This window comes from Allobosea lathyri (assembly GCF_900108245.1).
In the GTDB taxonomy this organism is placed as follows: domain Bacteria; phylum Pseudomonadota; class Alphaproteobacteria; order Rhizobiales; family Beijerinckiaceae; genus Allobosea; species Allobosea lathyri.
This window is the reverse complement of the sequence record NZ_FNUY01000001.1, coordinates 377647-401977: the sequence shown is the minus strand read 5'-3', so window position 1 is coordinate 401977 and position 24331 is coordinate 377647. Positions and strand designations below refer to the sequence as shown.

The window sequence follows — 24331 nt, the reverse complement described above, 5'->3', positions numbered from 1 at the left end:
AAAACAGTTAAATGAGGAGGCGCAGCCGGCAGCGAAGGCTGTCTCGCTAGACCGGAACCTTGAACTCGGTCGCGAATGCCGAAAGCTGCGGCCGCAGGCTCGCAACGACTTCGGGCGTGGCGAGCATCCAGTCAAGCCGCTCGCGCAGCTTGCCGGCATCGAGCGAGCGCAACATCGCCTTGACCGGCCCGATCGAAGCCGCCGACATCGAGAAAGAGCGATAGCCCAGCCCGATCAGCGCCATCGTCTCGATGGCCTTGCCGCCCATCTCGCCGCAGACGGTGACCGGGCAGCCGGTTTCCGAGGCTGCCTCGACGATGCTGCGCAGAGCCCGCAGCGCCGCGACGCTAAGCGGGTCGAAGCGATCGGCGACGCGCTTGTTCTCGCGGTCGGCGGCGAACAGGAATTGCATCAGGTCGTTCGTGCCGATCGAGAGGAAATCCGCCTCGCGCGCAATCTCCGCCAGCTCGAACAGCAGGGAGGGCACCTCGACCATAACGCCGAGCTGGAGAGTGCGCGGCGGGGCATGGCCCTGCTTGGCGAGCATCGCCTGCTCGCGCGCCACGATCGTGCGGGCGCGCTGGAACTCGTCGACGGTCGCGACCATCGGCAGCATGATCTTCATGTCGCGGCCGGCGCCGGCCCGCAGAAGCGCGCGCAGCTGCGCCCGCAGCAGGCGGGGCTTGTCGAGCCCGATCCGGATGGCGCGCCAGCCGAGCGCCGGGTTCTCTTCCTCGACCCGTTCCATATAGGGCAGGACCTTGTCGCCGCCGATGTCGAGCGTGCGGAAGGTCACCGGCTTGCCCTGCGCTGCCTCCATCACGGCGGCATAGAGCGCCTGCTGCTCGCCCGTGGTCGGCATGTGCTGGGCGACCATGAACTGCAGCTCGGTCCTGAACAGGCCGATTCCCGAGGCCGCAGTCGCCTCGATATTGGGCATGTCGACGAGGAGCCCGGCATTGATCTGCAAGGTGATCTCGACACCGTCACGCGTGACGGCGGGCATCTCCTTGAGCTTCTCGTATTGCTTCTGCTTGCGCGCACGCAGGCGGGCCTTGTCCTTATAGGCGTTCTCGACGTCGGGCTGCGGCCGGATCTGCACCTCGCCGGCCTGGCCGTCGACGATGACGGCGTCGCCGGCCTGGACGAGAGCCGTCGCATTGACGATCTCGCCGACGGCCGGGATTCCGAGCGCGCGCGCCACGATCGCGATATGGCTGGTCGGACCGCCCTCCTCCAGCACCAGACCGCGCAGATTGGCGCGGTTGTAGTCCAGCAGCGCGGCAGGCCCCATCGAGCGCGCGATCAGGATCGCGTTCTCGGGTAATTCCTCGCGCGCCACGCCGTTGGCCTTGCCGACCAAGGTGCGCAGCAGCCGGTTGGCGAGGTCGTCGAGATCGTGCAGGCGCTCGCGCAGATAGGGGTCGGTCTGGCGCAGCATCTTCGCACGGGTGTCGGACTGGACGCGCTCGACCGCAGCCTCCGCCGTCAGCCCGGTCAGCACGACCTCGCGCATGCGGCGAAGCCAGCCCTGGTCATGGGCGAACATGCGGAAGGTTTCGAGCACATCGCGGTGCTCGCCGGTATGGGCGACGTCACCGCGTTCGATCAGCTCGTCGATCGAGGTGCGCATCTCGCCGATCGCGGCCTCCAGCCGCCGGACTTCGCTGGCCGGATTCTCGGCGATCAGATTGGTGATCGTGACGCGGGGCTCGTGCAGCACGGCATGCCCAAGGCCGACGCCGTCTGCGAGCGCAACGCCGATGCCATGGATCGGCCGATCCAGCCCGATCGAGGCGCCCGGCCGCGCCAGCGACTTCAGGCCGCCAGCAGCGATCATCTCCGCCATGATCATGGCGGTGGTCTGGAGAGACTCGATCTCCTCCTCGTTATAAACCCGCGAAGCGCGGTTCTGAATGACGAGGACGCCCATCACGGCACCGCCGCGCAGGATGGGAACGCCGAGGAAGGAGCGGTAGATCTCTTCGCCCGTCTCGGGACGGTAGGAGAAGGATGGGTGCGATTGTGCGTCCGACAGCGCCAGCGGCTCTGCCTCGCTGGCGATCAGGCCGACAAGGCCCTCCCCGGCGCGCATCAGGGTGAGGTGGACGGCCTCGCGGTTGAGGCCTTCGGTGGCATAGAGCTCGAGCGAACCGTCCTCGCGCAGGACATAGACCGAGCAGACTTCCGCGACGAGATTGCCTGCGATCAGTACGACAAGCCGATCCAGCCGCGCCTGAGGGCTGATCGACGCTGCCATCACCTCGCGGAGACGGCGCAGCAGAACGCCCGATCCTCCGAGAGCGCCTCGCATCAATCCTGCCCTCCGCCCGCCTCCTCAGCCATTGCGGCCGATATCCATCGCAGACCCGACACCTGTCATGGCCGAGTTTATGGCCGAGTCGCAAGCGACCCTCGATCATGCCGCCTTCTAACGAGCAAAGGCAGTGTTCGGCAAGGGCTCCTCAATGAATCCGGAAAGTGGAGGCGAGTTTTCGGGATCGCGCGCCAGGTTTAGTTTGGCTGGCCATATCGTGCCGACAGGATCAGGCCGTCACGATTTCAGGGAAGATGCGCCACCGGTCTGGCACGGGGGGCGGCTTTTGAGGTTCCCGTGACCGCGCGAGGCCTTGCCGCCGAACGCGTTCCCGGGCGGGCCGTCTTGGCCGCCGCCTTCGGCTTGGCTTTCGCCTTGGCCGGGGGCGCTACGTCCGGCAGACCCATATCGATGCCCGAAAGCGCATCGAGATAGCGCTTTGTCCACCAGTCGATATCAGTGGCGTCGATCGTGGCATAGAGTGCCTCGAAGCGGCGGATGCGCTCCGATTTCGGCATGGCGAGCGCCGTGCGAATGGCTTCGGCAACGCCATGCGTATCGTAGGGGTTCACGATCAACGCTTCCCCCATCTGCTGGGCTGCACCGGCGAAGCGCGACAACACCAGCACACCGGGATCGAGCGGGTCCTGCGCTGCGATGTATTCCTTGGCGACGAGGTTCATGCCGTCGCGCATCGGCGTGACCAGCCCGACCTGGGCGCGCCGGTAGAAGCCCGCCAGCGCGTTGCGCGAATAGGCCTTCTTCACCACCCTGATCGGCGTCCAGTCGAATTCCCCCAGCGCCGCATTCAGTCGCCCCGCCGTCTCGTCCGACTGCCGGTCGAGCTCGGCATATTCGGGCACGTCGCTGCGCGAGGGCGGCGCGATCTGCAGCATGCTGACGCTGCCCCTGTGCTCGGGATGGCTTCGCAGGAACTGGCCGAAAGCCTCAAGGCGCTGGACGATCCCCTTCGAGTAATCGAGCCGGTCGACACCGACGACGAGCTTGCGGGCGCCAAGCGATTCCTTGGCCGTCTTCAGCGGCGTCGTCGCGGAACGGACCGATGCCGCCGCTAGCTTCCGGAAGGCCTCGACATCGATGCCGATCGGGAACGCCTGAATGACCGTTTCGCGTCGGCCGACGCGGACTTTCCGGCCGTCGGACTTGGCGCCGCACATGGCTTCAAGACCGCTGATCAGGTTGCGGACGTCGACGACCGTCTGCATTCCCACCAGATCATAGGAAGCTATCGTGCTGATCAGGGTCGAGCTGAAGGGCAGAGCGCCGAAAACCTCCGACGGCGGCCAGGGGATGTGGTGGAAGTAACCGATCCGGTTGGTCACGCCACGCCGACGCAACTCCGCGGCAAGCGGGATCAGATGATAATCATGGATCCAGATCACGTCGTCCGGCTCCAGCAGAGCGATCAGCGCCTTGGCGAACCGACGGTTGACCGCGAGATAGCCGGTGTAGTCGGTCCTGGAGAATTCGGTGAGCCCGAGCCGATAATGCATGAGCGGCCACAAGGCCCGGTTCGAAAAGCCAAGATAATAGGATTGCCGCTCGGCCTCGCTGAGGTCGGTGACCGCATAGGTGACCTTGCCACGCTGGATTGTCCTGACCGGGTGGGACGTGCCCTCGCTGATCGCCCCGCTCCAGCCGAACCAGAGCCCGCCCTGTTTCTCGAGTGCCTCCCGCAGCGCCACCGCCAACCCTCCGGCAGCAGCCTTTTCGCTGCGTTCCGGGACAGTGACGCGGTTCGAGACGATGACGAGACGCATGGCGGGGAAGCACTCCTTATTCAGCCGTTCGCCCGAAGTTCATTTCGCCCAGATTTCGTCACGGACAAAAACTCGGGCATTAAAAATTCGGGCCGCAAAAATCCCGGCGGCAGGAACAGAACGCAGCTGCAAACGTAATGTTTCCAGATGGCCGCGCTGATCGGTGGCGAAGCGATGTCGGTTATACGTTGAAACCGTGGCAGCGGGTGCAAGCTGGAAGCAGAATGTGGCAAGTTCGAGAACAGCCGCCGCCGGGCCGTTCATTCGAAATGCCGCAGATAAGGAATTCTCAGTCGTGAGGCCGTGTTTTAGCCGCCTTTCTCACTCAGACAGACCCAGATGATGACATTGATCGAACCAGATTCTGTCAGCGAAATCCGCGACTTCGCCGCGGCGGAGCAGGACATCGCGTTATTTCTTGATTTCGACGGGACGCTTGTCGAAATCGCGCCCTCGCCCGACGATGTCAGGCTCGACAGGCTCGTGGCTCCCGCGCTGGAAACCCTGCGCACGAGCCTCGGCGGCGCGCTGGCGCTGGTCTCGGGCCGGCCCGTCGCCTTTCTCGACGAGGTCCTCACTCCCTATCATTTCGATACCGCCGGGCTTCACGGCGCACAGATTCGGGTCAACGGCCAGATCCTGTCGCAGGCCGACGTTCCCGTGGCGATGCGCGAGGCGATGCGCGATCTCGTCCGTTTCGCCAACAGCAATGTCGGCATCATCATCGAAGACAAGCGTATCTCTGCGGCCCTGCATTGGCGCCTCGCGCCACAGCTCAAGGACGAGGCGCTGGACCTCATGCGCGCCGTCGCCAAGCGGATGGGTCCCGGGGTCAGGCTTCAGGAGGGCAAATCCGTCGCCGAACTGGTGCCGGCCGGCGCCAGCAAGGGCGCCGCGATCACATCGATGATGCAGATAACGCCCTATGCCGGGCGCAGGCCTGTCTTCATCGGCGACGACATCACCGACGAAGCGGGCTTCGAGGCGGTCAACGCGCTTGGCGGCCTCTCGATCCGGATCGGCGGGGGCGACACCTGCGCCACCCGTCGCATCGAATCTCCGACGGACCTTCGCACCATCCTTCTGGCGGCCGCCGAACGTGGCAGCCTGACCGCCTCCAGCTTTTCATAAGGTTGACGATGACAGTATCGACGACGACCGCGGGGCGGCATTCCGCCTCGCTCGACCTCGGCGTGATCGGCAACTGCTCGATTGCCGCGCTTATCGACCGGCGAGCCCATATCGTCTGGGGCTGCTTCCCGCGCTTCGACCGCGACCCGGTCTTCTGCTCCCTGATCGACAACAAGGCCGATGATGGCGACGCCTTGCCCGAGAAGGGCTTCTTCGCCATCGAAATGGTCGGGATGACCCGCTGCGAGCAAAGCTATCTCGACAACACCGCGATCCTCTCCTCCGTCTTGTCCGACGACAGCGGCAACGCCATCGAGATCCTCGATTTCGCGCCGCGTTTCGTGCGCTATGAGCGCTTCTTCAGGCCGCCGCAGCTGGTACGCCGCGTCCGGCGGATTTCGGGCAGGCCGCGCATCCGCGTGATCGTGAAGCCCTGCCTCGGCCTGGGCGAAGAGCCCGACGAGATGACCCGCGGTTCCAACCATGTCCGCTTCGTCGGCGCCGACCAGACCATCCGGCTGACCACCGATGCACCGATTTCCTATGTCATCGAAGGCATTCCCTTCGCTGTCGACCGGCCTTTCTCCTTCTTCATCGGCTCGGACGAGGCTCTGCGCGCCGAGATCGAGACGACCTCGCGCGAATTCCTGGACAAGACGACCGATTACTGGCGCGACTGGGTGCGTTCGCTGTCGATCCCGTTCGATTGGCAAAGGGAGGTGATCCGCGCCGCGATCACGCTGAAGCTGTGCTCCTTCGAGGAATCGGGCGCGATCGTGGCAGCGCTGACCACATCGATCCCCGAGGCACCCGGCACGCAGCGCAACTGGGACTACCGCTTCTGCTGGCTGCGCGATGCCTATTTCGTCGTGCATGCGCTGAACCGGCTCGGCACGACGCGGACGATGGAGGACTATCTCGGCTTCATCACCAATATCGTCGACACCTTCACCGAGAGCGGCGCCGAACATCTGCCGCCGCTCTACCCGATCACGCGCGGCGGCGCGCTCGACGAATTCGAGGCGCCTAACCTCTCGGGCTATCGCGGCCACCAGCCGGTGCGCTTCGGCAATGGCGCGGCCACGCAGATCCAGAATGACGGCTATGGCGCCGTCGTGCTGGCAGCGACACACTCCTTTTTCGACCAGCGCCTGATCCAGCCCGGCAAGGACTCGCTTTTTGGCCAGCTGGAGCGCATGGGCGAGCTCGCCATCGCCTATTTCGACAAGCCCGATGCCGGTCCCTGGGAGCTGCGCGAGAAGGAGGCGGTGCACTCCTTTTCCAGCGTGATGTGCTGGGCCGCCTGCGACCGGCTGGCCCGCATCGCCGGCACGCTCGGCCGGGCCGATCGCAAGGAATACTGGAAGGGCGAGTCGAAGCGGCTGAAGGGCGTTATCTCCGACCATATCTGGAACGAGGAGAAGGGCCATTTCGTCTCGACCTTCGGCGGGACGGAACTCGACGCGACGCTGCTGCTCTTCGCCGAACTGGGTTTCGTCAAGCCCGACGATCCGCGCTTCATCGCGACCGTCGAGGCGATCGGGCGTGACCTCACGCGCGGCGACCTGCTGCTGCGCTATGCGACGCAGGACGATTTCGGCTTCATGCATACCGGCTTCCTGATCTGCGCCTTCTGGTATGTCGATGCGCTGCACGCCATCGGCCGCAGCGACGAAGCCAAGGAACTGTTTGGGCGCATCCTGAAGCGGCGCAACAATTTCGGGCTGCTCTCGGAGGATGCCGATCTGAAGACCGGCGAGCTCTGGGGCAATTTCCCGCAGACCTACTCGATGGTCGGCCTGATCAACTCGGCAATGCGGCTGAGCCGCAACTGGGAAGAGGCGTTCTGAGCCGAGCGCGGCACCCCGAACCCGTCACGGTCGGTTTCGAGCGCGACGGTCCTTTAGCCAGGAATCGTGGAGCCATTTCTCGGTTTGCCGACGGCCCTTGAGATTTGCCCAGACGATGTCGCGCTCGAAGACCATTGCCTGGCGGTCGCCGCCGATGATGACCCAGAACCAGCGACCGTCAGAGAGATTGCGCATCTTGACCTTCATGCCCGTGAGCGCCTCACGCTGGCCGTCAAGCAGTACAACCTCGTCATGTGGCTCGATGAAACTGATCGCGAGAGCCTGCAGAAGATCGGGCGCATGATCCGAGAGGAACGCCATCGCGATCGCTCTGGTGTCCTCCCGGCTGGGGAGTGCCAGGTTTCGCAATGAACCGTCCATGCGGACGAATCCCTTGAGCCGACCCGCCGGGGTGACCAGCATGCTGACATGCTCACCTTCCAGCCCGCCATTGCGCCCATTCGTCCTCTCGCTTCGGACAAGGCGTGCCGCTTCGCCATCGACGCGCACATCCGTCGCGCTCACCTGTTCGAAGCCTTCAGGAATGGGCAGCGTCTTGCGGGGCACAAGCTGGACCGCCGGCTGTGATGTCACGATCGTTCCTTCCGATGAAAAAGCGCTCGATGCGAACATGGCTGGCGCACCTACCGCGGCCAGCAGAAAAGCGGTGCCTGCAAGATTGCGCAGAGACATCGTGACGACCTCCAAGAATGCCTTAGTTGATCAAGAATGCCTTAGTTGATGCAGCGAATCCGCGGCTGCACTGACGCCAGGTCAGACTCGCTTGGCCAACGGGATGACGAGATGGACCATCGCCATGACCATCGGAGGCACGGCCACGGCCGTGACCGCATAGGTCGGCCAATGCGCCGTCAGGGGCGCGAGCAGCGCCAATAATGTGTTCAGGATCAGATATGCGCCGACCATCGCGACGGCGAGGAAACGGCCTCTGGCCCACAGAGATGCAAAGCTTCGGATGATCATGAGGGATTTCCCTTCAATCGAAACGGTACGTTTCGTATGGCCCTTGATCTAAACGACCCGTTTCGTTAAGTCAAGTGGTGTTAGATGATGTGAAGGATCGAGATGGCCGCCGCACAGCCCCCCGCCCGCCGCGCCTCGATCGGCGCCAGACGAAACCCGGACACGGAGGCGGCGGTGCTTGCAGCTGCACGATCACTGCTGGTCGAGCGAGGCTATGCCGGTTTCTCGATCGACGAGGTGGCCAGGCGCGCCGGCGCGGGCAAGCCGACGATCTACCGCTGGTGGTCGACCAAGGCCGATCTCTTCGTCGCCGTTTATTCCGCGGAAAAGGCCGCTGCCGTCGTGGCTGCGGATTTGGGCGACCTGCGCAGCGATCTCATTCGCTACACGATCGATCTCTGGCGCTTCTGGCGCGGCAACCCGGCGGGCAGCGCCTTTCGCGGACTCGTCGCGGAAGCGCAGGGGGGAGCGGCGGCGCTCGACGCGCTGCGCCACAAGTTCCTGGGCGCGCGGCTCGAAGCGGCGCGCGCGATCTTCGTCAGGGCTGCCCTGCGCGGAGAGATCGCCGAAAGCGAGGTAGAGGATCGGCTGGCCCTTTGGGTCGGCTTCAACTGGTTCCAGTCGCTGACAGAACAGATCGACGACGAAAGCGTGATTGCGCGCCGGGTCGATCTGCTCTGCCGCTGAGGGTTACTGAGGCCGTCACTCCATCCGGGCTGCGGTGCGCATCACCGCCAGCGCCAGCAGCTGCGCTGCCGGGACGATGCTCTCGACCTCCAGGAACTCTTCAGGCGTATGCGCCATACCGCCAATCGGCCCGACGCTGCACAAGGTCGGGCAGCCCTGCGCCGCGGTGAAGCCGGAATCGGCGCAGCCGCCGGTGAATTCGGCGCTGACACTGATGCCGTAGCCCGCAGCAGCCTCGCGATAGGTCTCGAACAGCTTCTGCGACTCCGCCGTCCCTTCGAGCGGCACGAACTCGCCCTTGATTGTCAGGGCCGCACTCGTGCCCGTGACGACAGGGGTCTCGATGATCGCGCGGATCGCGTCCACCAATTCGTCGCGCTGGGCGGCGGTGACATAGCGCAGGTCGATCTCGCACCAGGCATGGGGGGCGATGGTGTTGACGGTCTGGCCGCCGCCGATCAGCCCTACATTGACAGTGACGCCCTTTTCGAGATCGGTCAGGCCCTGAAGCCTGGGGATTTTGTGGCCGAGATCGACGATGGCCGAGGCGCCCTTCTCGTAATTGGCGCCGGAATGGGCCGCCTTGCCGATGAACTCGGCGCGCATGAAGACACCGCCCTTGCGGCCTGAGGTGATCGACTGCTTCTGATCACGCGCGAACTCGGTGCCGGCCGGCAAGCGGCTTGGCTCCGCGTTGAAGACGCAGCGCGCCTCGCGGGCGGCAGCCTCGATGATCGGGCGCGAGGACGGCGAGCCGATTTCCTCATCGCTCGTTGTCAGCATCATCAGCGGCGCCGGCAAGCCGCCACATTCGGCGAAGGCAGCCGCGACGAAGGCCTCGATGACGACGCCCGCCTTCATGTCGGCGACACCAGGCCCATAGGCGCGGCCGCCCTTGATGGTGAAGGGCCGGCGCGTCGGCTCGCCCTGCGGAAACACCGTATCGCGATGGCCAAGCAGCAGAACCGGACGCTGGTCATTGGCGGAGGGGTTGGGCAGGCGTGCCCTTACGGCGTCGCCGAAGCGGCTGTCCGGGACGATCTCGACGCTGAGCCCGTTCGTCTCGTGGAAACGAGCGAGCACCTGCCCTGCCCGATCGACGCCGGCCTTGTCGTATGAGCCTGAATCGGTGTCGACCATCTCGCGTAGCAGCGCGACCATCGCGTCCTTGCGGCTGGCGAGCCAGGCCGTGACCTTGGTTTCTTCAGGCGTCATTTCGCTCATTGTACAGACTCGCATTCGTTCCAGACGGGACAATGCTGCGAGCTTAGCCAAAGGCAGGGCGTCGCGGTAGCGGGTTTGACTGGGTCTGCTGATCGCCCGGCAACTCCGCCGAGCCCTGATCCTGAGGAGCGCTCCGTAGGGGCGCGTCCCGAAGGATGTTCGAGGGGGCTCCGGCGACCGCTGGAGCATCCTTCGAGACGCCGCTTCGCGGCTCCTCAGGATGAGGGCTGTGCCGGCACGTTCTACAAAAAAGAGCCGCGGCTTGCGCCGCGGCCCTTGAGTCCGACGAAGGGCGGAGAATTATTCCGCTGCCTGCTGCGGCGTGTCCTTGGTCACCGAGATGCCCGGACGCTCGTTGCCGTCGGCCTTCGACAGGGCGCGACGCACGCCGTTGCCATAGTCCGGGTGGATCTTGTCGAAATGCGCCAGCTGGCGCTCCTCGATCGCGCGCGGGATGCCGCCCATCGCGGCGGCGATGTTGGAGAACAGCCGCTCCCTCTGGCCCTGGTCGAACAGGTTGAAGAGAGCGCGTGGCTGCGAATAATCGTCATTGCCGATGCGATGGTTGTAGCGGTCGGCATTGCCCAAGATCTTCAGCGGCGGCTCCTTGGCGGATGGGGCCTCGACCGGACCGCCGAAGGAATTGGGCTCATAGTAAGCGTCGGGATTGCCGGTGCGGATGCCGCCATACGTGTTCATCTGGCCATCGCGATGATAGTGATGAACAGGGTTTTTCGGCTGGTTGACCGGGATGTTCTCGTAATGCGTGCCGAGCCGGTGACGGTGAGCGTCGGCATAGGAGAAGACACGGGCCTGCAGCATCTTGTCCGGCGAATAGCCGATGCCCGGCACGATGTTCGACGGCGAGAAGGCCGCGTTCTCGATCTCCGCGAAATAATTCTCCGGGTTGCGGTTGAGCTCCATCACGCCGATGTCGATCACCGGATATTCGGCATGCGGCCAGACCTTGGTCAGGTCGAAGGGATTGTACGAGGTCTTCTCGGCGTCGAGCTCCGGCATGATCTGGACCTGCACCTTCCAGCGCGGGTACTCGCCGCGCTCAAGCGCGTTGTAGAGGTCCTCCTGCGTGGTCTCGCGGCTCTTGCCGACGACGACGGACGCCTCGTCATTGGTCCAGTGCTTGTGGCCCTGCATGGTCTTGAAGTGGAACTTCACCCAGTAGCGCTCGCCGCTGTCGTTCCAGAAGGAATAGGTGTGCGAGCCGTAGCCGTTGATGTGGCGCACGTCGGTCGGAAGGCCGCGATCCGACATCAGGATCGTGACCTGGTGCAGGCTTTCGGGGCTGAGCGACCAGAAATCCCACATCGCGGTGGGCGAGCGCATATTGGTCTTGGGGTGGCGCTTCTGGGTGTGGATGAAGTCGGGGAACTTGACCGGATCGCGCACGAAGAAGACCGGCGTGTTGTTGCCGACGAGATCCCAATTGCCTTCCGGCGTATAGAACTTCAGCGCGAAGCCGCGAACGTCGCGCTCGGCGTCGGCCGCGCCCATTTCGCCGGCAACCGTCGAGAAGCGGGCCAGCATCGGGGTGACGGCGCCCGGCTGCAGCGACTTGGCCTTGGTGAATTTCGAGATGTCGCCGGTGATGGTCAGCGTGCCATGCGCGCCCCAGCCCTTGGCGTGGACGGCGCGCTCCGGAATGCGCTCGCGATTCTGGTGCGCCAGCTTTTCGATCAGCTGATAGTCCTGCATCAGGACGGGGCCGCGCTCTCCAGCAGTGATCGAATTCTGGTTGTCCGGGATCGGCGCGCCGGCCGTCGTGGTCATGGTCTTGTTGTCGGACATGATTTCTCCTCCTGGCGAACTGCCGGCAACCCAATAGAGCAACTGGCCGGTTTTGAATTGGAGGAAGTAACAGCGCTTTGCGACGATGATGTCCAATACCATTTACCCGCTTGTGCGATAAGTTTATCAAATCGACATGGTCACTTTGAAACAGCTCCGTTATTTCTCCGCGGTCGCGCGGCATCGCCATTTCGGGCGTGCCGCCGAGGAGTGCCATGTCAGCCAACCCGCGCTTTCGCTGCAGATTCAGGAGCTTGAGGGTTATCTCGGCTGCCAGCTCGTCGAGCGGCGGCGTGGCGCGATCGCGCTGACCGAGACGGGGCACGAGATCGCGGAGCGGGCGAAGCGCATCCTGCTGGAGGCCAGCGATCTCGTCGACCATGCGCGGCACCGGCCAAACCTGCTGAGCGGCGATCTCGACCTCGGCGTCATCCCTTCGGTCGCGCCTTATCTGCTGCCGGCGACATTGCCGATGCTGCAGCGACGCTATCCCGGTCTGGGCCTGCGCTTGCGCGAGACGCAAACGGCGACCCTGCTCGACGAACTGGCCGATGGGCGGCTCGACGTCGCCTTGCTGTCCTTGCCGATAGACCGGGCAGGGCTCGAGACTTTGCCGCTCTTCGACGATCCGTTCCTGTTGGTCGTGCCCTCGGGCTCGCCGGGGAACGAGGCGCCCTTCACGCCGCAAGCTGCGCTGTCAGGTGAGAATCTGCTGCTGCTCGAAGAGGGGCATTGCCTGCGCGATCAGGCGCTCAGCTTCTGCGGCACGACCCGCATCGAGTCGCGCCGGCAATATGGCGCCTCCAGCCTTTCGACCATCATGCAGATGGTCGCCAATGGTTTTGGCACCACGCTGATGCCGGCGATGGCGCTGCCGATCGAGTTGCGCGCGGATATGCCGGTGCGGCTGTTCCGTTTCGCCGAGCCGCAGCCGAGCCGCTCGATCGGGTTGGCCTGGCGCCGATCATCGCCCCGGCGGCAGGATTTCGAGGCGCTCGGGCGCATCCTGACCGAGGTTGGCCAGCTTGCGAGCACTGCGGCCGGGCAGGTGCACGGCGTCGAACCTCAGCAGGTCAACCTGCCCTGACCGATCAGCGGCGCGCCTCGAACGCCATGCGCAGCGCAAAGCCCGCCAGCACCGTCCCCATCAACCAGCGCTGAGCCAGGGACCAGAACGGCCGCGTGCGCAGGAAAAGCGCGATGCTGCCGGCCGCGATCGTGATCAGCGTGTTGACGCTGACGCTGACCGCGATCTGGATGAAGCCGAGCATGACCGACTGACCGAGCACGCTGCCGGCCGCCGGATCGATGAATTGCGGCAGCAGCGCGAGATAGAACATGGCGATCTTGGGGTTGAGCACGCTGGTCAGGAAGCCCATCGCAAAGAGTTTGCGCGGGCCGTCATGGGCGAGCTTCCGGACATGGAAGGGCGAGCTGCCGCCGGGCTTCAACGCCTGCCAGGCGAGATAAAGAAGATAGCCCGCGCCCGCGAGCCGCAGGGCGTCATAGGCAAAGGGCACCGCGAAAACGAGCGCAGTGATGCCAAACGCGGCGCAGAGCACATAAACGAGGAAACCGAGCGCGATGCCGCCCAGCGAGATCAAGCCGGCGCCGGGGCCCTGCGAGATCGACCGCGAGATCAGATAGACCATGTTCGGCCCGGGCGTCAGCACCATGCCGAAGGCGAGCAGGATGAAGGCAGTGAGATTGCTGATGTCTGGCATGGCGTCGATCCCCGGAGGCCAGCGACATTGCGTCGAGCCCGAGCAAGCCTGCAAGAGGGCCGACCGTGCGCAGGAGACATGGCAGCCTTGACGGGCACAGGGAACGCCGGGTGACGTCGGCGGGTTGCAGGGTTGTCGCAGCGGCATTTCCCGCCGATCATACCGCCCCGCCGAGAACCGAGCCGCCATGACGCTCTTCAGCCGCATTCTCTACACCGCCATTGCAGGCGCTCTGCTGGCGGCCTCGGTCCTGCTGATCGGCGTTGCGATCTGGCGCACGGCGACCGGCTTCTGGACCGGCGACGGCGCGCTTGACACCATGCTCGACGGGATCGGCCTCATCATCATCGCGGTGGCCGTCGCCGACGTCGGAAAATTCCTGTTCGAGGAAGAGGTGGTCAACGACCGCGAGCTAAGGCGGCCCGCAGAAGCGCGGGGATCGCTGACCAAGTTCATGACGATCATCATCATCGCGCTGAGCCTGGAGTCCCTGGTGCTCATCACCAAGGCCTCGCAGACGAGAATGTCCGACATCGTCTATCCCGGTCTCCTGATCCTGCTTGCAGTGCTCGCCATGGTCGGGCTCGGCCTCTTCCAGAAGCTCAGCCAGAACGCAACGGCCGCGATCCCTCCCGAGAGGGACGAGGGCGAAAAAAAACCGGAAGCGGACAGAGCGAGATCGGCCGCGCGTAAAAAAGCTGGCTGATCGGCGAGGAAACGACCGAACTCGCAATACCTCTGATTATCGCGGCTCGTCGACGAGCAGTAGGTCGGTATCTCCCGGCCTTGCACCGGCTGCGGTCAGCATCGCGTGAATCTGTCCGCGATGATGCGTCTGGTGGTTGAACATATGCATGAGGGCAAAGGCGCGCGGTTTTCCCAGTTCGCGCCCGGCGGCGCCCGAATACCAGATCAGGGTGCCGCGCAGCCAGTTGGGCTCGACAGTATCGGCCCATGTCTCGATCGCCGCGTCGCGCTCGTTTCGCCTTGCGCAGAACTCGGCCCAGTCCTTGACGTAGATCGGCGAGTCCCTGCCACTGATCGCCGGTTTGTCGGTCCCGATCAGGCGATGCAGCCAAATCTCGTCGGCCCAGAGGAGATGGTTGAAGGTGCCCTGGATCGATTTGAAGAAGGCGCCCCGGTCGAGCCGGCGCGCCTCGTCGCCGAGCAAGTCAGCCTCAGCCATCAAGCTCCGGTTCTGCCAGCTATTGTAGCGCGCCATCGTCTGGACGAAGGCAGGGTCCACCATGGCTGGCATCCTCTCCTATGGTGCTGCCTCAGATGATGTTTGCCTCGAGCAGCGGCTTGCCGGCAACGATGCGCGCATGGCCGAGATCGGCAAGATCGAGCGTGCGATAGCCGCCATGCACCAAATGCTCGGCGAGCGCGCGTCCGACCGCAGGCGACTGCTGCAGGCCATGCCCCGAGAAGCCGTTGGCGAGATAGAGATTGGGCACCTCGACCGCAGGGCCGACGATGGCGTTGGCGTCGAGGAGGTTCATGTCATAGGGGCCGGCCCAGGCGCGGCCGGGCTTGATCTGCTCGAAAGCCGGGATGCGATGGGCGAGCGCCGGCCAGATCGTCTCCTCGAAGAAGGACCAGTCGACATCCTCGACCGCGGGATCGCTTTCGATCCAGTTCGTATCCGTCTCCTCCGAGGGGGAGGCGCCGCAGATGAACATCTGCCCTTCGCTGCCGCGCTTGCCTTCGGGGCGGCAATAGACGCCAGAGGTGTCGATCAGCAGGGGGCAGTTGTCCACCTCGCCCTTGCAGGTGAAGCTGAAGACATAGCGCTTGCGCGACTGCACGGGGATGATGACACCGGCCGTCGCGGCAAGCCGCGCGCCATGCGTGCCCGAGGCGTTCACGACGGCGCCGCAGGCGATCCGGCTGCCATCGGCGAGTTCCACGCCCGTGACGCGCCCACCCTCCGTCAGGTAGCGCGCGACCTCGCCCTGGCGATATTCGACGCCGAGGCTGCGTGCCTTCTTGCGAAAGGCTTGCAGCAGGGCCCAGCCATCGAACCAGCCCTCGCCGCTGACGCCATAGGTCCCGCAGGCGAGGTCGGAAACATTTAGCCAGCTGAATTTGCTGCGCAACATATCTGCAGCATAAAGCGCGATATCAGCACCCTCGCGCTGCTGCAGATGCTGGTTGGCTTCCAGAACCGGACGGCCTTCCTCGCTCGCGACATAGAGATAGCCGCCCTCATGCAGATCGATCTCCGGCGTCTCGCCATCAACAGCGAGATGGGCTCCGATGTTGCGCAGAAAATCGATGCCGAAGAGCGAAATCCGGATGTTCACGGAACTGGAGAATTGCTGGCGGATCGAGGCCGCCGACAGCGCCGAGGCGGAGTATCGATAGGTCGGATCCTTCTCGATCACCACGACCCTTCCTTTGAAGCCGGGATCGGCGGCGAGGTTGTAGGCCACGGAGGAGCCGATGGCGGCGCCACCGCAAATCACGACATCGGCGGTCTCGGACACGGACGGCATGGTGGCCCTCGGCTATGGTGACCGCATCGTCCGGCGGCCAAGGTTGATGAACTCTGCGCATGAATGGCGCGAGAACTCAGCATTGTCGAGAGGCTCTCAGACCGCCCCGGCACATTCTCCGACCAGCCAGTCGCGAAAAGCGATCACGGCGGGCAAGCCAGCCTTCGTCTCCGGATAGACCAGATAATAACCCTCGGTCCCGGTCACCGGCCGGTCGACCGGCACGACGAGCGCGCCCGAGCGCAGTTCCTCCTCGATGAGGAAGCGCGGCACAATCGCCAGCCCCAGGCCTGCGACGGCGGCTTGCGAGACCATGGCGAACTGCTCGAATCGCGGGCCCATCATCGCGCGCTCCGGCGCCAACCCCTCCCGCTCCAGCCAGGTCGCCCAGGCCCGGGGCCGGGTCGATTGCTGAAGCAGCGGTGCGCGCAGCATGTCGGCGGGCTGCCTGATCCCGACGCGCTCGACCAGCGAGGGCGCCGCGACGGGCACGACCTCTTCGCCCATCAGCCGGTGCAGCCGTGCGCCGGGCCAGACCGGATCGCCGAAATGCACGGCGGCATCGACCTGCTCGCGGGCGAAATCGAACGGGACCAGCTTGGTTGTGAAATTGATCGTGATGCCCGGATGCGCCTCGATGAAGCGCGGCAGACGCGGGATCAGCCAGCGCGTGCCGAAGGTCGGCAGGATCGCAAGATGCAGCACGCCGGCAGCCCCGCGAAAGGCCATGGCCGATACAGTGGCGGCCGCCAGACGCGACAGGCCATCGCGGATCTCAGCCGCATAGGCATTGCCCGCCGGCGTCAGGCTCACGCGCTTCTTGACCCGCTCGAACAGGGCAACTCCGAGCAGCTTCTCAAGCTGCGCCACCTGCCGGCTGACCGCCCCTTGCGTCAGGTTCAATTCCTCAGCGGCGCGCGTGAAACTGCCATGGCGCGCCGCCGCCTCGAAGGCGGCGAGCGCCGAGAGCGAGGGCACCGAAAGGCGGCCTGGGACGAGTTCAAAATTCATGACTTCTTCTCATCAAGTCGTGAGAACATATCGGTTGCCGCGATGGGGTGGAAGAGGGCATTGTTCAGCAGAAATTAGGACGCCCCCGAACCATGCCGTCATCCCGGACAAGCGGCGAAGCCGCGCAGATCCGGGATCCATCGAAGGCCACTCGCGCTCTATGATGGATCCCGGATCTCCGCTTCGCTCCGTCCGGGATGACGGTGCGTTGGAACACGTCCCCGCGACTAACAGTGTAAAGGCTCGGAATTCATGACTTCGCCCCTGCCCCAAGATGCCCTCGCTTTGCTGAAACGCCTCGGCGTGTCCGATAGCGTCTTCGCCAAGACGGGCATGACCGCCCGCTCGCCGATCACGGGCGAGACCGTGGGAACGCTGCGCGAGACCAGCGCAGCCGAGGCCGAGGCCGCGATCGGCCGGGCGCAATCCGCCTTCCTGCTCTGGCGCAAGGTCCCCGCGCCGCGCCGCGGCGAGTTCGTCCGGCTGCTCGGCGAGGAACTGCGCGCCGCCAAGGACGATCTCGGCCTGCTGGTGACGCTCGAGGCCGGCAAGGTCACGTCCGAGGGCTTGGGCGAAGTCCAGGAGATGATCGATATCTGCGATTTCGCGGTGGGTCTCTCGCGCCAGCTCTACGGCCTCACCATCGCCACCGAACGCCCCCACCACCGCATGATGGAAACCTGGCACCCGCTGGGCGTCTGCGGTGTGATCTCGGCCTTCAACTTTCCCGTGGCCGTCTGGTCGTGGAATGCCGCGCTCGCCTTCGTCTGCGGCGACAGCGTCGTCTGGAAGCCCTCCGAGAAGACCCCGCTGACCGGCCTTGCCGTGCAGGCCATCGTCGAGCGCACTATGAAGCGCTTCGGGCCCGAGGCTCCGGTTGGCCTGTCGGAAGTGCTGATCGGCGGCCGCGAGATCGGCGATATCCTGGTGCAGGATCACCGCGTTCCGGTCGTCTCGGCCACGGGCTCGACCCGGATGGGCAAGGAAGTCGGCCAGAAGCTGGCGTCGCGCTTCGCCCGCGCCATCCTCGAACTCGGCGGCAATAACGCTGCCATCGTCGCGCCCTCGGCCGATCTCGACATCGCGCTGCGCGGCATCGCTTTCGCGGCGATCGGCACTGCTGGCCAGCGCTGCACCACTTTGCGCCGCCTGATCGTGCATGAGAGCATCTATGACGCTCTGATCCCGAAGCTGATCAAGGTCTATGGTTCGGTCAAGATCGGCGATCCCCGGCAGGCCGGCGTGCTGGTCGGCCCGCTGGTCGACGAGGCCGCCTATCAGGGCATGCAGACGGCGCTTGGCGAGGCCAAGACGGCTGGCGGCAAGGTGCATGGCGGCGACAAAGTCGATGTCGGCGTCGGCGGCTTCTATGTCCGCCCGGCGCTGGTCGAGATGCCCTCGCAGACCGGCCCGGTCGAACGCGAGACCTTCGCACCGATCCTCTATGTGATGAAGTACAAGACGCTGGGCGAGGCCATCGCGATCCAGAACGCGGTCGGCGCCGGCCTGTCCTCCTCGATCTTCACGCTCGACATGCGCGAGGCCGAAACCTTCGTCTCCGGCGAAGGCTCGGATTGCGGCATCGCCAACGTCAATATCGGCCCGTCCGGCGCCGAGATCGGCGGAGCCTTCGGCGGCGAGAAGGAAACCGGCGGCGGCCGCGAGGCGGGCTCCGATGCCTGGAAGGCCTATATGCGCCGCGCGACGAATACGCTCAACTACGGTACGACATTGCCGCTGGCGCAGGGCGTCAGCTTCGATGTGGATGCGTGATTCATCGGGCGTCATGGTCGGGCTTGACCCGACCATCTCGGAAACCAGCCAGCTGGTCACAAGATTCTCGGGTCAAGCCCGAGAATGACGCCCAAGGATGGATCCCGGATCGGCGCCGCTTCGCGGCTTGTCCGGGATGACGCGCGGTTGAATAAGACGAGGGAAGGAACACATCATGACCGAGGCCGCCCGCAGCCACCACGCGCCCAGCCATAAGCTGGCTGAGTTCACCTGGGATGACGCCTTCCTGCTCGACGATCAGCTCACCGAAGACGAGCGGCTGATCCGCGACGCCGCGCGCGCTTACGCGCAGGAGAAACTGCAGCCGCGCGTCTCCGAAGCCTATCTCAACGAGACCACCGAGCGTTCTATCTTCAACGAGATGGGCGAACTCGGCCTGCTCGGCGTGACCGTGCCTGAAGAATATGGCTGCGCCGGCGCGAACTATGTGTCCTATGGGCTCGTCGCCCGCGAAGTCGAGCGCGTCGATTCGGGCTACCGCTCGATGATGTCGGTGCAGTCCTCGCTGGTGATGTATCCGATCTACGCCTATGGCGACGAGAACCAGCGTAAGAAGTACCTGCCCAAGCTCGCCTCGGGCGAATGGGTCGGCTGCTTCGGCCTGACCGAGCCCGATGCCGGCTCCGATCCCGGCGGCATGAAGACCCGCGCCGAGAAGGTGGCCGATGGCTACAAGCTCACGGGCTCCAAGATGTGGATTTCGAATTCACCGATCGCCGATGTCTTCGTGATCTGGGCGAAATCGGCCGCGCATGACAATCAGATCCGCGGCTTCATCCTCGAAAAGGGTATGAAGGGCCTGTCGGCGCCGAAGATCGGGGGCAAGCTTTCCTTGCGGGCGTCGATCACCGGCGAAGTCGTCATGGACGGCGTCATCGTTCCCGAAGAGAACCTGCTGCCCAACGTCTCCGGCCTCAAAGGTCCGTTCGGCTGCCTCAACCGGGCGCGCTACGGCATCTCCTGGGGTGTGATGGGTGCCGCCGAAGACTGCTTCCAGCGTGCGCGCCAATACGGGCTCGACCGCAAGCAGTTCAACAAGCCGCTGGCCCAGACGCAGCTCTACCAGAAGAAGTTGGCGGACATGCTGACCGAGATCACGCTCGGCCTGCAGGGCTCGCTTCGCGTCGGGCGCCTGCTCGACGAAGGCCGGATGGCCCCGGAGATGATCTCGCTCGTCAAGCGCAACAATTGCGGCAAGGCGCTCGACATCGCCCGCCAGGCTCGCGACATGCACGGCGGCAACGGTATCTCGATCGAATACCAGGTGATGCGCCACGCCGCGAACCTCGAGACGGTGAACACCTATGAGGGCACGCATGATGTTCACGCGCTGATCCTCGGCCGGGCGATCACGGGCTTGCAGGCGTTCTTCTGAGCCGGTTCTTCTGAGCCGACGACGTCATGGTCGGGCTTGACCCGACCATCTCCACCAGAGCCAACCTCCCCCAAGAGATGGTCGGGTCAAGCCCGACCATGACGGAAGCGGCCAAGGGCAACGCCGAACCATGTCCCAATCCCCTCCCCTCGCCGGCCTGCGCGTCCTCGAACTCGCGCGCATCCTTGCCGGACCATGGATCGGCCAGCTGCTGGCCGATCTCGGCGCCGACGTCGTCAAGGTCGAAAGTCCTGAGGGCGACGATACCCGCTCATGGGGGCCGCCCTTCGTCGAAGGCGTGGATGGCGAAAACCTGTCTGCCGCCTATTTCCACTCCTGCAATCGCGGCAAACGTTCGATCACGGCCGATTTCCGCACCGAGGAAGGCCGCGCGCTGGTCCGCAAGCTCGCGGGTCATGCCGATATCGTCGTCGAGAATTTCAAGGTCGGCGGCCTGGAGAAATACGGGCTCGATGCAGCCTCGCTGCGCAAGCTTCATCCCAGCCTGATCTATTGCTCGATCACGGGCTTTGGACAGGATGGCCCCTATGCCGAGCGCGCGGGCTACGACTTCCTGATCCAGGGCATGGCCGGTCCGATGTCCGTAACGGGATCGCCCGACGGACAGCCGATCAAGGCTGGCTACGCCACCGCCGATATCTTCACCGGGCTCTACGCCACTGTGGGCCTGCTGGCGGCCTTGCGGCGGCGCGACGCGACCGGCGAAGGCGCGACGCTCGACCTCGCACTGATGGACACGCAGGTCGCCGTGCTCGGCAATCAGGCGCTGAACTATCTGGTTTCGGGCAAGGTGCCGGGCCGGCTCGGCAATGCCCATCCCAATATCGTGCCTTATGAAGTCTTCCCTGTCGCGGACGGCCACATCGTCATCGCGACCGGCAATGACGGGCAATACCGGCGGCTTTGCGACGTGCTGGGCCGGCCCGATCTCGGCGGCCATCCCGACTATGCCGACAATAAGATGCGTGTCGCCAACCGGGCCGTGCTGGTCCCCATGCTGGGTTCGCTGACCTCACGGCGTCACAAGCTCGAATTGCTGGCAGGGCTGGAGCAGGCCGGAGTGCCGGCGGGGCCGATCAATGCGATCGACGAGGTCTTTGCCGATCCTCAGGTGGTGGCGCGTGGCGTACGGGTCGAGTTGCCGGCCCCCGCTGCCGCTGCTGGCACAATACCGACCGTTGCCTCCCCGATCGTGATCGATGGCGTTCGGCAGGTCGCAAACCGGCCGAGCCCACGGCTCGGCGAGCACAAAGACGAAATCCTGAACGACCCCGTCTGGAGTGGACGACATGGCTAATCGCACTGGCGGGCAAATTCTCGTCGATCAACTGATCCTGCATGGCGCAACCGACGCGTTCTGCGTACCGGGCGAGAGCTATCTTGCCGTGCTCGACGCGCTGCATGACGCCAAGCTCAAGGTCACCATCTGCCGGGCCGAAGGCGGCGCCAGCATGATGGCGGAAGCCGCTGGCAAGCTCACGGGCAAGCCCGGCATCTGCTTCGTGACGCGCGGCCCCGGCGCCACCAACGCCTCGCCCGGCATCCATATTGCCGACCAGGACTCGACGCCGATGATCCTGTTCGTTGGGCAGATCGAGCGCGGCATGCGCGAGCGCGAAGCCTTCCAGGAGCTCGATTACCGCGCCGTCTTCGGCACGATGACGAAATGGGCGACCGAGATCGACGATGCCGCGCGCATCCCCGAGATCATCAGCCGCGCCTTCCATGTCGCGACCGCCGGCCGGCCCGGCCCGGTGGTGATCGCACTGCCCGAGGACGTGCTGACCGATCTCGCCGATGTCGCCGATGCTGAGCCCTATCAGGTCACCGAAACCCATCCCTCGCTGCTGCAGACCATCGACCTGCAGAAGCGGCTCTGGGCGGCGAAGTCGCCGATCGCGATCCTCGGCGGCTCGCGCTGGAATCCGCAGGCGATCGAGCGCTTCACGCGGTTCGCCGAGCGTTTCGACCTGCCCGTCGCAGTATCCTTCCGCCGGCAGATGCTGTTTCCGGCCGACCATCCCAATTTCGCAGGCGATCTCGGCATCGGCCCCAATCCGAAGCTGCTGAAGCGCATTCAGGAGAGCGATCTCGTCGTGCTCGTCGGCGGCCGTCTCTCGGAAATGCCGAGCCAGTCCTACACGCTGTTCGGCATCCCCAATCCCGGCCGGCCACTGGTGCATGTCCATCCCGACGCGGAAGAGCTCGGCCGCGTCTACCGGCCTTCGCTGGCGATCAACGCCTCGCCGACGGCCTTCTGCGCCGCGCTGGAGACCGTGCATCCGCCGCAGACGATCCCTTGGGCGGGGGCAGCAGCCGAGGCGCATGAGGCCTATCTCGGCTGGAGCGAGCAGCCTGCGCCGGTCGCTGGTACCTTCCACCCCGGCGAGGCCGTGACCTGGCTGCGGCGCTACCTGCCCGACGACGCGATCCTGTGCAATGGCGCGGGCAACTACGCGACGTGGGTGCATCGTTTCCACCGCTTCACCAAATTCGCGACGCAGCTTGCGCCGACCTGCGGTTCGATGGGCTATGGCGTGCCGGCCGCTATCGGCGCCAAACGACTGTTCCCCGAGCGCACCGTCGTCGCCTTTGCGGGCGACGGCTGCTTCCTGATGAACGGGCAGGATTTTGCCACCGCCGTGCAATACGAGCTGCCGGTGATCGTCGTCGTCGTCGACAACGGCATGTACGGCACTATCCGCATGCATCAGGAGAAGCACTATCCCGGCCGCGTTTCGGCGACGACGCTGAAGAACCCGGATTTCGCGGCCTATGCGACGGCCTTCGGCGGTTATGGCGAGCGCGTCGAAACCACCGCCGAGTTCGGACCGGCCTTCGAGCGCGCGGTTGCTTCGGGCAAGCCCGCAATCCTGCACTGCATCCTCGATCCCGAGGCGATCACGCCGGCCAAGTCGTTGTCGACGATCCGGGCGGAAGCCTTCGCCGCACAGGGCTGAACGAGATCAATTCTGCGCCGCACCGCCACGGCGGAACCACATGCGGCGCAGCAGATTGTCGTGCCAGATCAGAACGTGGACCACGGCAGCGCCGAGATGAACGGCGCCGAGCGCGATGAGGGCGTCGCCTGCCCAATCATGCAGGCTGCGCATCAGCTCATAGGTCGCTTTGTCCGCAACGATGGGGTGGGGAATGGCGAACCAGCCGAAATACAAAGTCGGGATCTGGACCGGCGCCGAGGACACCATCAGGAAGCCGGTCAGCGGCAGCGCGATCACGCAGAGATAGAGTCCGCCATGGACCGCATCGGCAGCCCATCGCAGCCAGCGCCCGGCATTGAGCGGCGGCGGTGACGGCAGGCCCAGGCGCAGGATGAGCCTGAGCACGACGAAGGCCGCGATGGTCAGCCCGACCGATTTGTGCAGCTGGTAGAATTCGAAGCGCTCGATGAGATTGCGGGTCTCGTCGCGCATCGGGGACGCAAGCAGAAACTGGATCACGATCAGCAGCAGCGTCAGCCAATGCAGCGCGACGATGGCCGGGTGCCAGCGCGCCGGCCGCCCTGCCCTGTCGATCATCGCGACAGCTGCCCCTTGATCACGATCTCGACTGCGTCGTCGACGACATTGACGTCGCGGCCGAGCTGGTAGGCCGGTCGCAGGAACGAACCGCTGGCGTGGAACGGCAGCTTCTCGCCGCGCCTGGCCCTATCGATATCGCCGTCGACCACCGCCGTCACCGTGAAAGGCTGCGTGATCGCGCGGATGGAAAGCTGCCCGCGGATTTCCAGGGTTCGTTCGCCTGTGCGGGTGACGCGCGCCGAGGCGAAGCTCGCCGTGGGATAACGGGCGACATCGAGCATGCTCTCGCCCTTGATGAAGCCATCCATCAGGGCCGAGCCGGCCTGGAGCGAACCCGTTTCGATCACCACCCTGATCCGGCTTTTCTCGGGCTGGTCGAAATCCAGAGCGAGCGTCCCGTCATAGCGCTCGAACCGGCCGGTCGCGACGGCTGCGCCGAAACGGTGGGTGACGAAGCTGATATCCGTCGTGGCGCGATCGAAACGCCAGGTCGTCTGCGCCGAAACAGGTTCGGCGAAGAGCAATGCCATGACCGCTAGAGCAAGTGACGGACGCATGGCACTTGATATCACGGGCTGGACGGCCG

At 64.9% G+C, this 24331-nt stretch carries 22 protein-coding genes; 9 read left to right on the top strand and 13 right to left on the bottom strand.

Annotated elements, in window-relative coordinates; translation table 11 throughout:
• Window positions 1-46: 46 nt before the first annotated feature.
• The 3 genes from ptsP to C4S73_RS27790 form a co-directional block, all read right to left on the bottom strand.
• A complete protein-coding gene (gene ptsP / locus C4S73_RS01820) occupies window positions 47-2314 on the bottom strand; it encodes a phosphoenolpyruvate--protein phosphotransferase (protein WP_103870744.1) in 2268 nt (755 codons plus the stop codon).
• A gap of 248 nt (window positions 2315-2562) precedes the next feature.
• A complete protein-coding gene (otsA, locus tag C4S73_RS01815; RefSeq protein ID WP_103870743.1) occupies window positions 2563-4098 on the bottom strand; it encodes an alpha,alpha-trehalose-phosphate synthase (UDP-forming) in 1536 nt (511 codons plus the stop codon).
• A 39-nt stretch (window positions 4099-4137) separates the two neighbouring features.
• A complete protein-coding gene (locus C4S73_RS27790; protein WP_146071244.1) occupies window positions 4138-4362 on the bottom strand; it encodes a hypothetical protein in 225 nt (74 codons plus the stop codon).
• Window positions 4363-4440: 78 nt separating this feature from the next.
• Between C4S73_RS27790 and otsB the strand changes: the two genes are divergently transcribed.
• Both otsB and C4S73_RS01805 read left to right on the top strand, forming a co-directional pair.
• Window positions 4441-5229, top strand: a complete 789-nt coding sequence (otsB, locus tag C4S73_RS01810; protein WP_103871240.1) for a trehalose-phosphatase — start codon at window positions 4441-4443, stop codon at window positions 5227-5229.
• 8 nt (window positions 5230-5237) lie between these two features.
• Window positions 5238-7079 carry a glycoside hydrolase family 15 protein gene (locus C4S73_RS01805; RefSeq protein ID WP_103871239.1) on the top strand — a complete coding sequence of 614 codons (1842 nt, stop codon included), beginning with the start codon at window positions 5238-5240 and terminating at the stop codon, window positions 7077-7079.
• 24 nt (window positions 7080-7103) lie between these two features.
• Here C4S73_RS01805 and C4S73_RS01800 read toward each other — a convergent pair whose 3' ends face one another.
• Both C4S73_RS01800 and C4S73_RS01795 read right to left on the bottom strand, forming a co-directional pair.
• On the bottom strand, window positions 7104-7772 hold the full coding sequence (locus C4S73_RS01800) for a hypothetical protein (protein WP_146071243.1): 669 nt from the start codon (window positions 7770-7772) through the stop codon (window positions 7104-7106).
• An 81-nt stretch (window positions 7773-7853) separates the two neighbouring features.
• Window positions 7854-8063: a hypothetical protein gene (locus C4S73_RS01795; RefSeq protein ID WP_103870741.1), complete on the bottom strand. Its 210-nt coding sequence runs from the start codon at window positions 8061-8063 to the stop codon at window positions 7854-7856.
• Between the two features lie 102 nt (window positions 8064-8165).
• On the opposite strand from C4S73_RS01795, the gene C4S73_RS01790 reads away from it, so the two are divergent.
• A complete protein-coding gene (locus C4S73_RS01790; protein WP_103870740.1) occupies window positions 8166-8750 on the top strand; it encodes a TetR/AcrR family transcriptional regulator in 585 nt (194 codons plus the stop codon).
• A 15-nt stretch (window positions 8751-8765) separates the two neighbouring features.
• Here the strand turns inward: C4S73_RS01790 and C4S73_RS01785 are convergent, their stop codons facing one another.
• On the bottom strand, window positions 8766-9965 hold the full coding sequence (locus C4S73_RS01785) for a M20 family metallopeptidase (protein ID WP_103871238.1): 1200 nt from the start codon (window positions 9963-9965) through the stop codon (window positions 8766-8768).
• A 309-nt stretch (window positions 9966-10274) separates the two neighbouring features.
• Window positions 10275-11780 (bottom strand): catalase, encoded by a 1506-nt coding sequence (locus tag C4S73_RS01780; protein WP_103871237.1) that lies wholly within the window; start codon window positions 11778-11780, stop codon window positions 10275-10277.
• A 136-nt stretch (window positions 11781-11916) separates the two neighbouring features.
• Between C4S73_RS01780 and C4S73_RS01775 the strand changes: the two genes are divergently transcribed.
• Entirely contained in the window at window positions 11917-12867 is a 951-nt protein-coding gene (locus tag C4S73_RS01775) for a hydrogen peroxide-inducible genes activator (protein ID WP_103870739.1), read from the top strand.
• Between the two features lie 4 nt (window positions 12868-12871).
• Here C4S73_RS01775 and C4S73_RS01770 read toward each other — a convergent pair whose 3' ends face one another.
• Window positions 12872-13504 carry a LysE family translocator gene (locus tag C4S73_RS01770; RefSeq protein ID WP_103870738.1) on the bottom strand — a complete coding sequence of 211 codons (633 nt, stop codon included), beginning with the start codon at window positions 13502-13504 and terminating at the stop codon, window positions 12872-12874.
• Window positions 13505-13691: 187 nt separating this feature from the next.
• On the opposite strand from C4S73_RS01770, the gene C4S73_RS01765 reads away from it, so the two are divergent.
• Window positions 13692-14210 carry a hypothetical protein gene (locus C4S73_RS01765; RefSeq protein WP_103870737.1) on the top strand — a complete coding sequence of 173 codons (519 nt, stop codon included), beginning with the start codon at window positions 13692-13694 and terminating at the stop codon, window positions 14208-14210.
• Between the two features lie 36 nt (window positions 14211-14246).
• On the opposite strand, the gene C4S73_RS01760 is transcribed toward C4S73_RS01765, so the two are convergent.
• The 3 genes from C4S73_RS01760 to C4S73_RS01750 all read right to left on the bottom strand — a co-directional run bounded on the left by C4S73_RS01760 (window position 14247) and on the right by C4S73_RS01750 (window position 17013).
• Entirely contained in the window at window positions 14247-14753 is a 507-nt protein-coding gene (locus C4S73_RS01760; RefSeq protein ID WP_103870736.1) for a DinB family protein, read from the bottom strand.
• Window positions 14754-14781: 28 nt separating this feature from the next.
• Window positions 14782-16002 (bottom strand): NAD(P)/FAD-dependent oxidoreductase, encoded by a 1221-nt coding sequence (locus C4S73_RS01755; protein ID WP_103870735.1) that lies wholly within the window; start codon window positions 16000-16002, stop codon window positions 14782-14784.
• Between the two features lie 96 nt (window positions 16003-16098).
• Entirely contained in the window at window positions 16099-17013 is a 915-nt protein-coding gene (locus C4S73_RS01750; RefSeq protein WP_103870734.1) for a LysR family transcriptional regulator, read from the bottom strand.
• A 252-nt stretch (window positions 17014-17265) separates the two neighbouring features.
• On the opposite strand from C4S73_RS01750, the gene amaB reads away from it, so the two are divergent.
• From amaB to C4S73_RS01730, 4 genes are all read left to right on the top strand, one after another.
• On the top strand, window positions 17266-18786 hold the full coding sequence (gene amaB / locus C4S73_RS01745; protein ID WP_103870733.1) for an L-piperidine-6-carboxylate dehydrogenase: 1521 nt from the start codon (window positions 17266-17268) through the stop codon (window positions 18784-18786).
• A gap of 175 nt (window positions 18787-18961) precedes the next feature.
• On the top strand, window positions 18962-20182 hold the full coding sequence (locus tag C4S73_RS01740; RefSeq protein ID WP_103870732.1) for an acyl-CoA dehydrogenase: 1221 nt from the start codon (window positions 18962-18964) through the stop codon (window positions 20180-20182).
• A gap of 130 nt (window positions 20183-20312) precedes the next feature.
• Window positions 20313-21500: a CaiB/BaiF CoA transferase family protein gene (locus C4S73_RS01735; RefSeq protein WP_103870731.1), complete on the top strand. Its 1188-nt coding sequence runs from the start codon at window positions 20313-20315 to the stop codon at window positions 21498-21500.
• Window positions 21493-23163: a thiamine pyrophosphate-binding protein gene (locus C4S73_RS01730; RefSeq protein WP_103870730.1), complete on the top strand. Its 1671-nt coding sequence runs from the start codon at window positions 21493-21495 to the stop codon at window positions 23161-23163. The genes C4S73_RS01735 and C4S73_RS01730 overlap by 8 nt, the downstream gene beginning before the upstream one ends.
• 6 nt (window positions 23164-23169) lie before the next feature.
• Here the strand turns inward: C4S73_RS01730 and C4S73_RS01725 are convergent, their stop codons facing one another.
• Together C4S73_RS01725 and C4S73_RS01720 are read right to left on the bottom strand one after the other, a co-directional pair.
• On the bottom strand, window positions 23170-23742 hold the full coding sequence (locus C4S73_RS01725) for a cytochrome b (RefSeq protein ID WP_103870729.1): 573 nt from the start codon (window positions 23740-23742) through the stop codon (window positions 23170-23172).
• A complete protein-coding gene (locus tag C4S73_RS01720) occupies window positions 23739-24302 on the bottom strand; it encodes a YceI family protein (RefSeq protein WP_160115643.1) in 564 nt (187 codons plus the stop codon). Before C4S73_RS01720 ends, C4S73_RS01725 begins: the two co-directional genes overlap by 4 nt.
• Between the last annotated feature and the right edge of the window lie 29 nt (window positions 24303-24331).

What these genes read in the sequence shown, in the direction of transcription:
- ptsP (WP_103870744.1), bottom strand. Translation starts at nt 2,314, where the DNA reads ATGCGAGGCGCTCTCGGAGGATCGGGCGTTCTGCTGCGCCGTCTCCGC.
- otsA (WP_103870743.1), bottom strand. Translation starts at nt 4,098, where the DNA reads ATGCGTCTCGTCATCGTCTCGAACCGCGTCACTGTCCCGGAACGCAGC.
- C4S73_RS27790 (WP_146071244.1), bottom strand. Translation starts at nt 4,362, where the DNA reads ATGAACGGCCCGGCGGCGGCTGTTCTCGAACTTGCCACATTCTGCTTC.
- otsB (WP_103871240.1), top strand. Translation starts at nt 4,441, where the DNA reads ATGACATTGATCGAACCAGATTCTGTCAGCGAAATCCGCGACTTCGCC.
- C4S73_RS01805 (WP_103871239.1), top strand. Translation starts at nt 5,238, where the DNA reads ATGACAGTATCGACGACGACCGCGGGGCGGCATTCCGCCTCGCTCGAC.
- C4S73_RS01800 (WP_146071243.1), bottom strand. Translation starts at nt 7,772, where the DNA reads ATGTCTCTGCGCAATCTTGCAGGCACCGCTTTTCTGCTGGCCGCGGTA.
- C4S73_RS01795 (WP_103870741.1), bottom strand. Translation starts at nt 8,063, where the DNA reads ATGATCATCCGAAGCTTTGCATCTCTGTGGGCCAGAGGCCGTTTCCTC.
- C4S73_RS01790 (WP_103870740.1), top strand. Translation starts at nt 8,166, where the DNA reads ATGGCCGCCGCACAGCCCCCCGCCCGCCGCGCCTCGATCGGCGCCAGA.
- C4S73_RS01785 (WP_103871238.1), bottom strand. Translation starts at nt 9,965, where the DNA reads ATGACGCCTGAAGAAACCAAGGTCACGGCCTGGCTCGCCAGCCGCAAG.
- C4S73_RS01780 (WP_103871237.1), bottom strand. Translation starts at nt 11,780, where the DNA reads ATGTCCGACAACAAGACCATGACCACGACGGCCGGCGCGCCGATCCCG.
- C4S73_RS01775 (WP_103870739.1), top strand. Translation starts at nt 11,917, where the DNA reads ATGGTCACTTTGAAACAGCTCCGTTATTTCTCCGCGGTCGCGCGGCAT.
- C4S73_RS01770 (WP_103870738.1), bottom strand. Translation starts at nt 13,504, where the DNA reads ATGCCAGACATCAGCAATCTCACTGCCTTCATCCTGCTCGCCTTCGGC.
- C4S73_RS01765 (WP_103870737.1), top strand. Translation starts at nt 13,692, where the DNA reads ATGACGCTCTTCAGCCGCATTCTCTACACCGCCATTGCAGGCGCTCTG.
- C4S73_RS01760 (WP_103870736.1), bottom strand. Translation starts at nt 14,753, where the DNA reads ATGGTGGACCCTGCCTTCGTCCAGACGATGGCGCGCTACAATAGCTGG.
- C4S73_RS01755 (WP_103870735.1), bottom strand. Translation starts at nt 16,002, where the DNA reads ATGCCGTCCGTGTCCGAGACCGCCGATGTCGTGATTTGCGGTGGCGCC.
- C4S73_RS01750 (WP_103870734.1), bottom strand. Translation starts at nt 17,013, where the DNA reads ATGAATTTTGAACTCGTCCCAGGCCGCCTTTCGGTGCCCTCGCTCTCG.
- amaB (WP_103870733.1), top strand. Translation starts at nt 17,266, where the DNA reads ATGACTTCGCCCCTGCCCCAAGATGCCCTCGCTTTGCTGAAACGCCTC.
- C4S73_RS01740 (WP_103870732.1), top strand. Translation starts at nt 18,962, where the DNA reads ATGACCGAGGCCGCCCGCAGCCACCACGCGCCCAGCCATAAGCTGGCT.
- C4S73_RS01735 (WP_103870731.1), top strand. Translation starts at nt 20,313, where the DNA reads ATGTCCCAATCCCCTCCCCTCGCCGGCCTGCGCGTCCTCGAACTCGCG.
- C4S73_RS01730 (WP_103870730.1), top strand. Translation starts at nt 21,493, where the DNA reads ATGGCTAATCGCACTGGCGGGCAAATTCTCGTCGATCAACTGATCCTG.
- C4S73_RS01725 (WP_103870729.1), bottom strand. Translation starts at nt 23,742, where the DNA reads ATGATCGACAGGGCAGGGCGGCCGGCGCGCTGGCACCCGGCCATCGTC.
- C4S73_RS01720 (WP_160115643.1), bottom strand. Translation starts at nt 24,302, where the DNA reads ATGCGTCCGTCACTTGCTCTAGCGGTCATGGCATTGCTCTTCGCCGAA.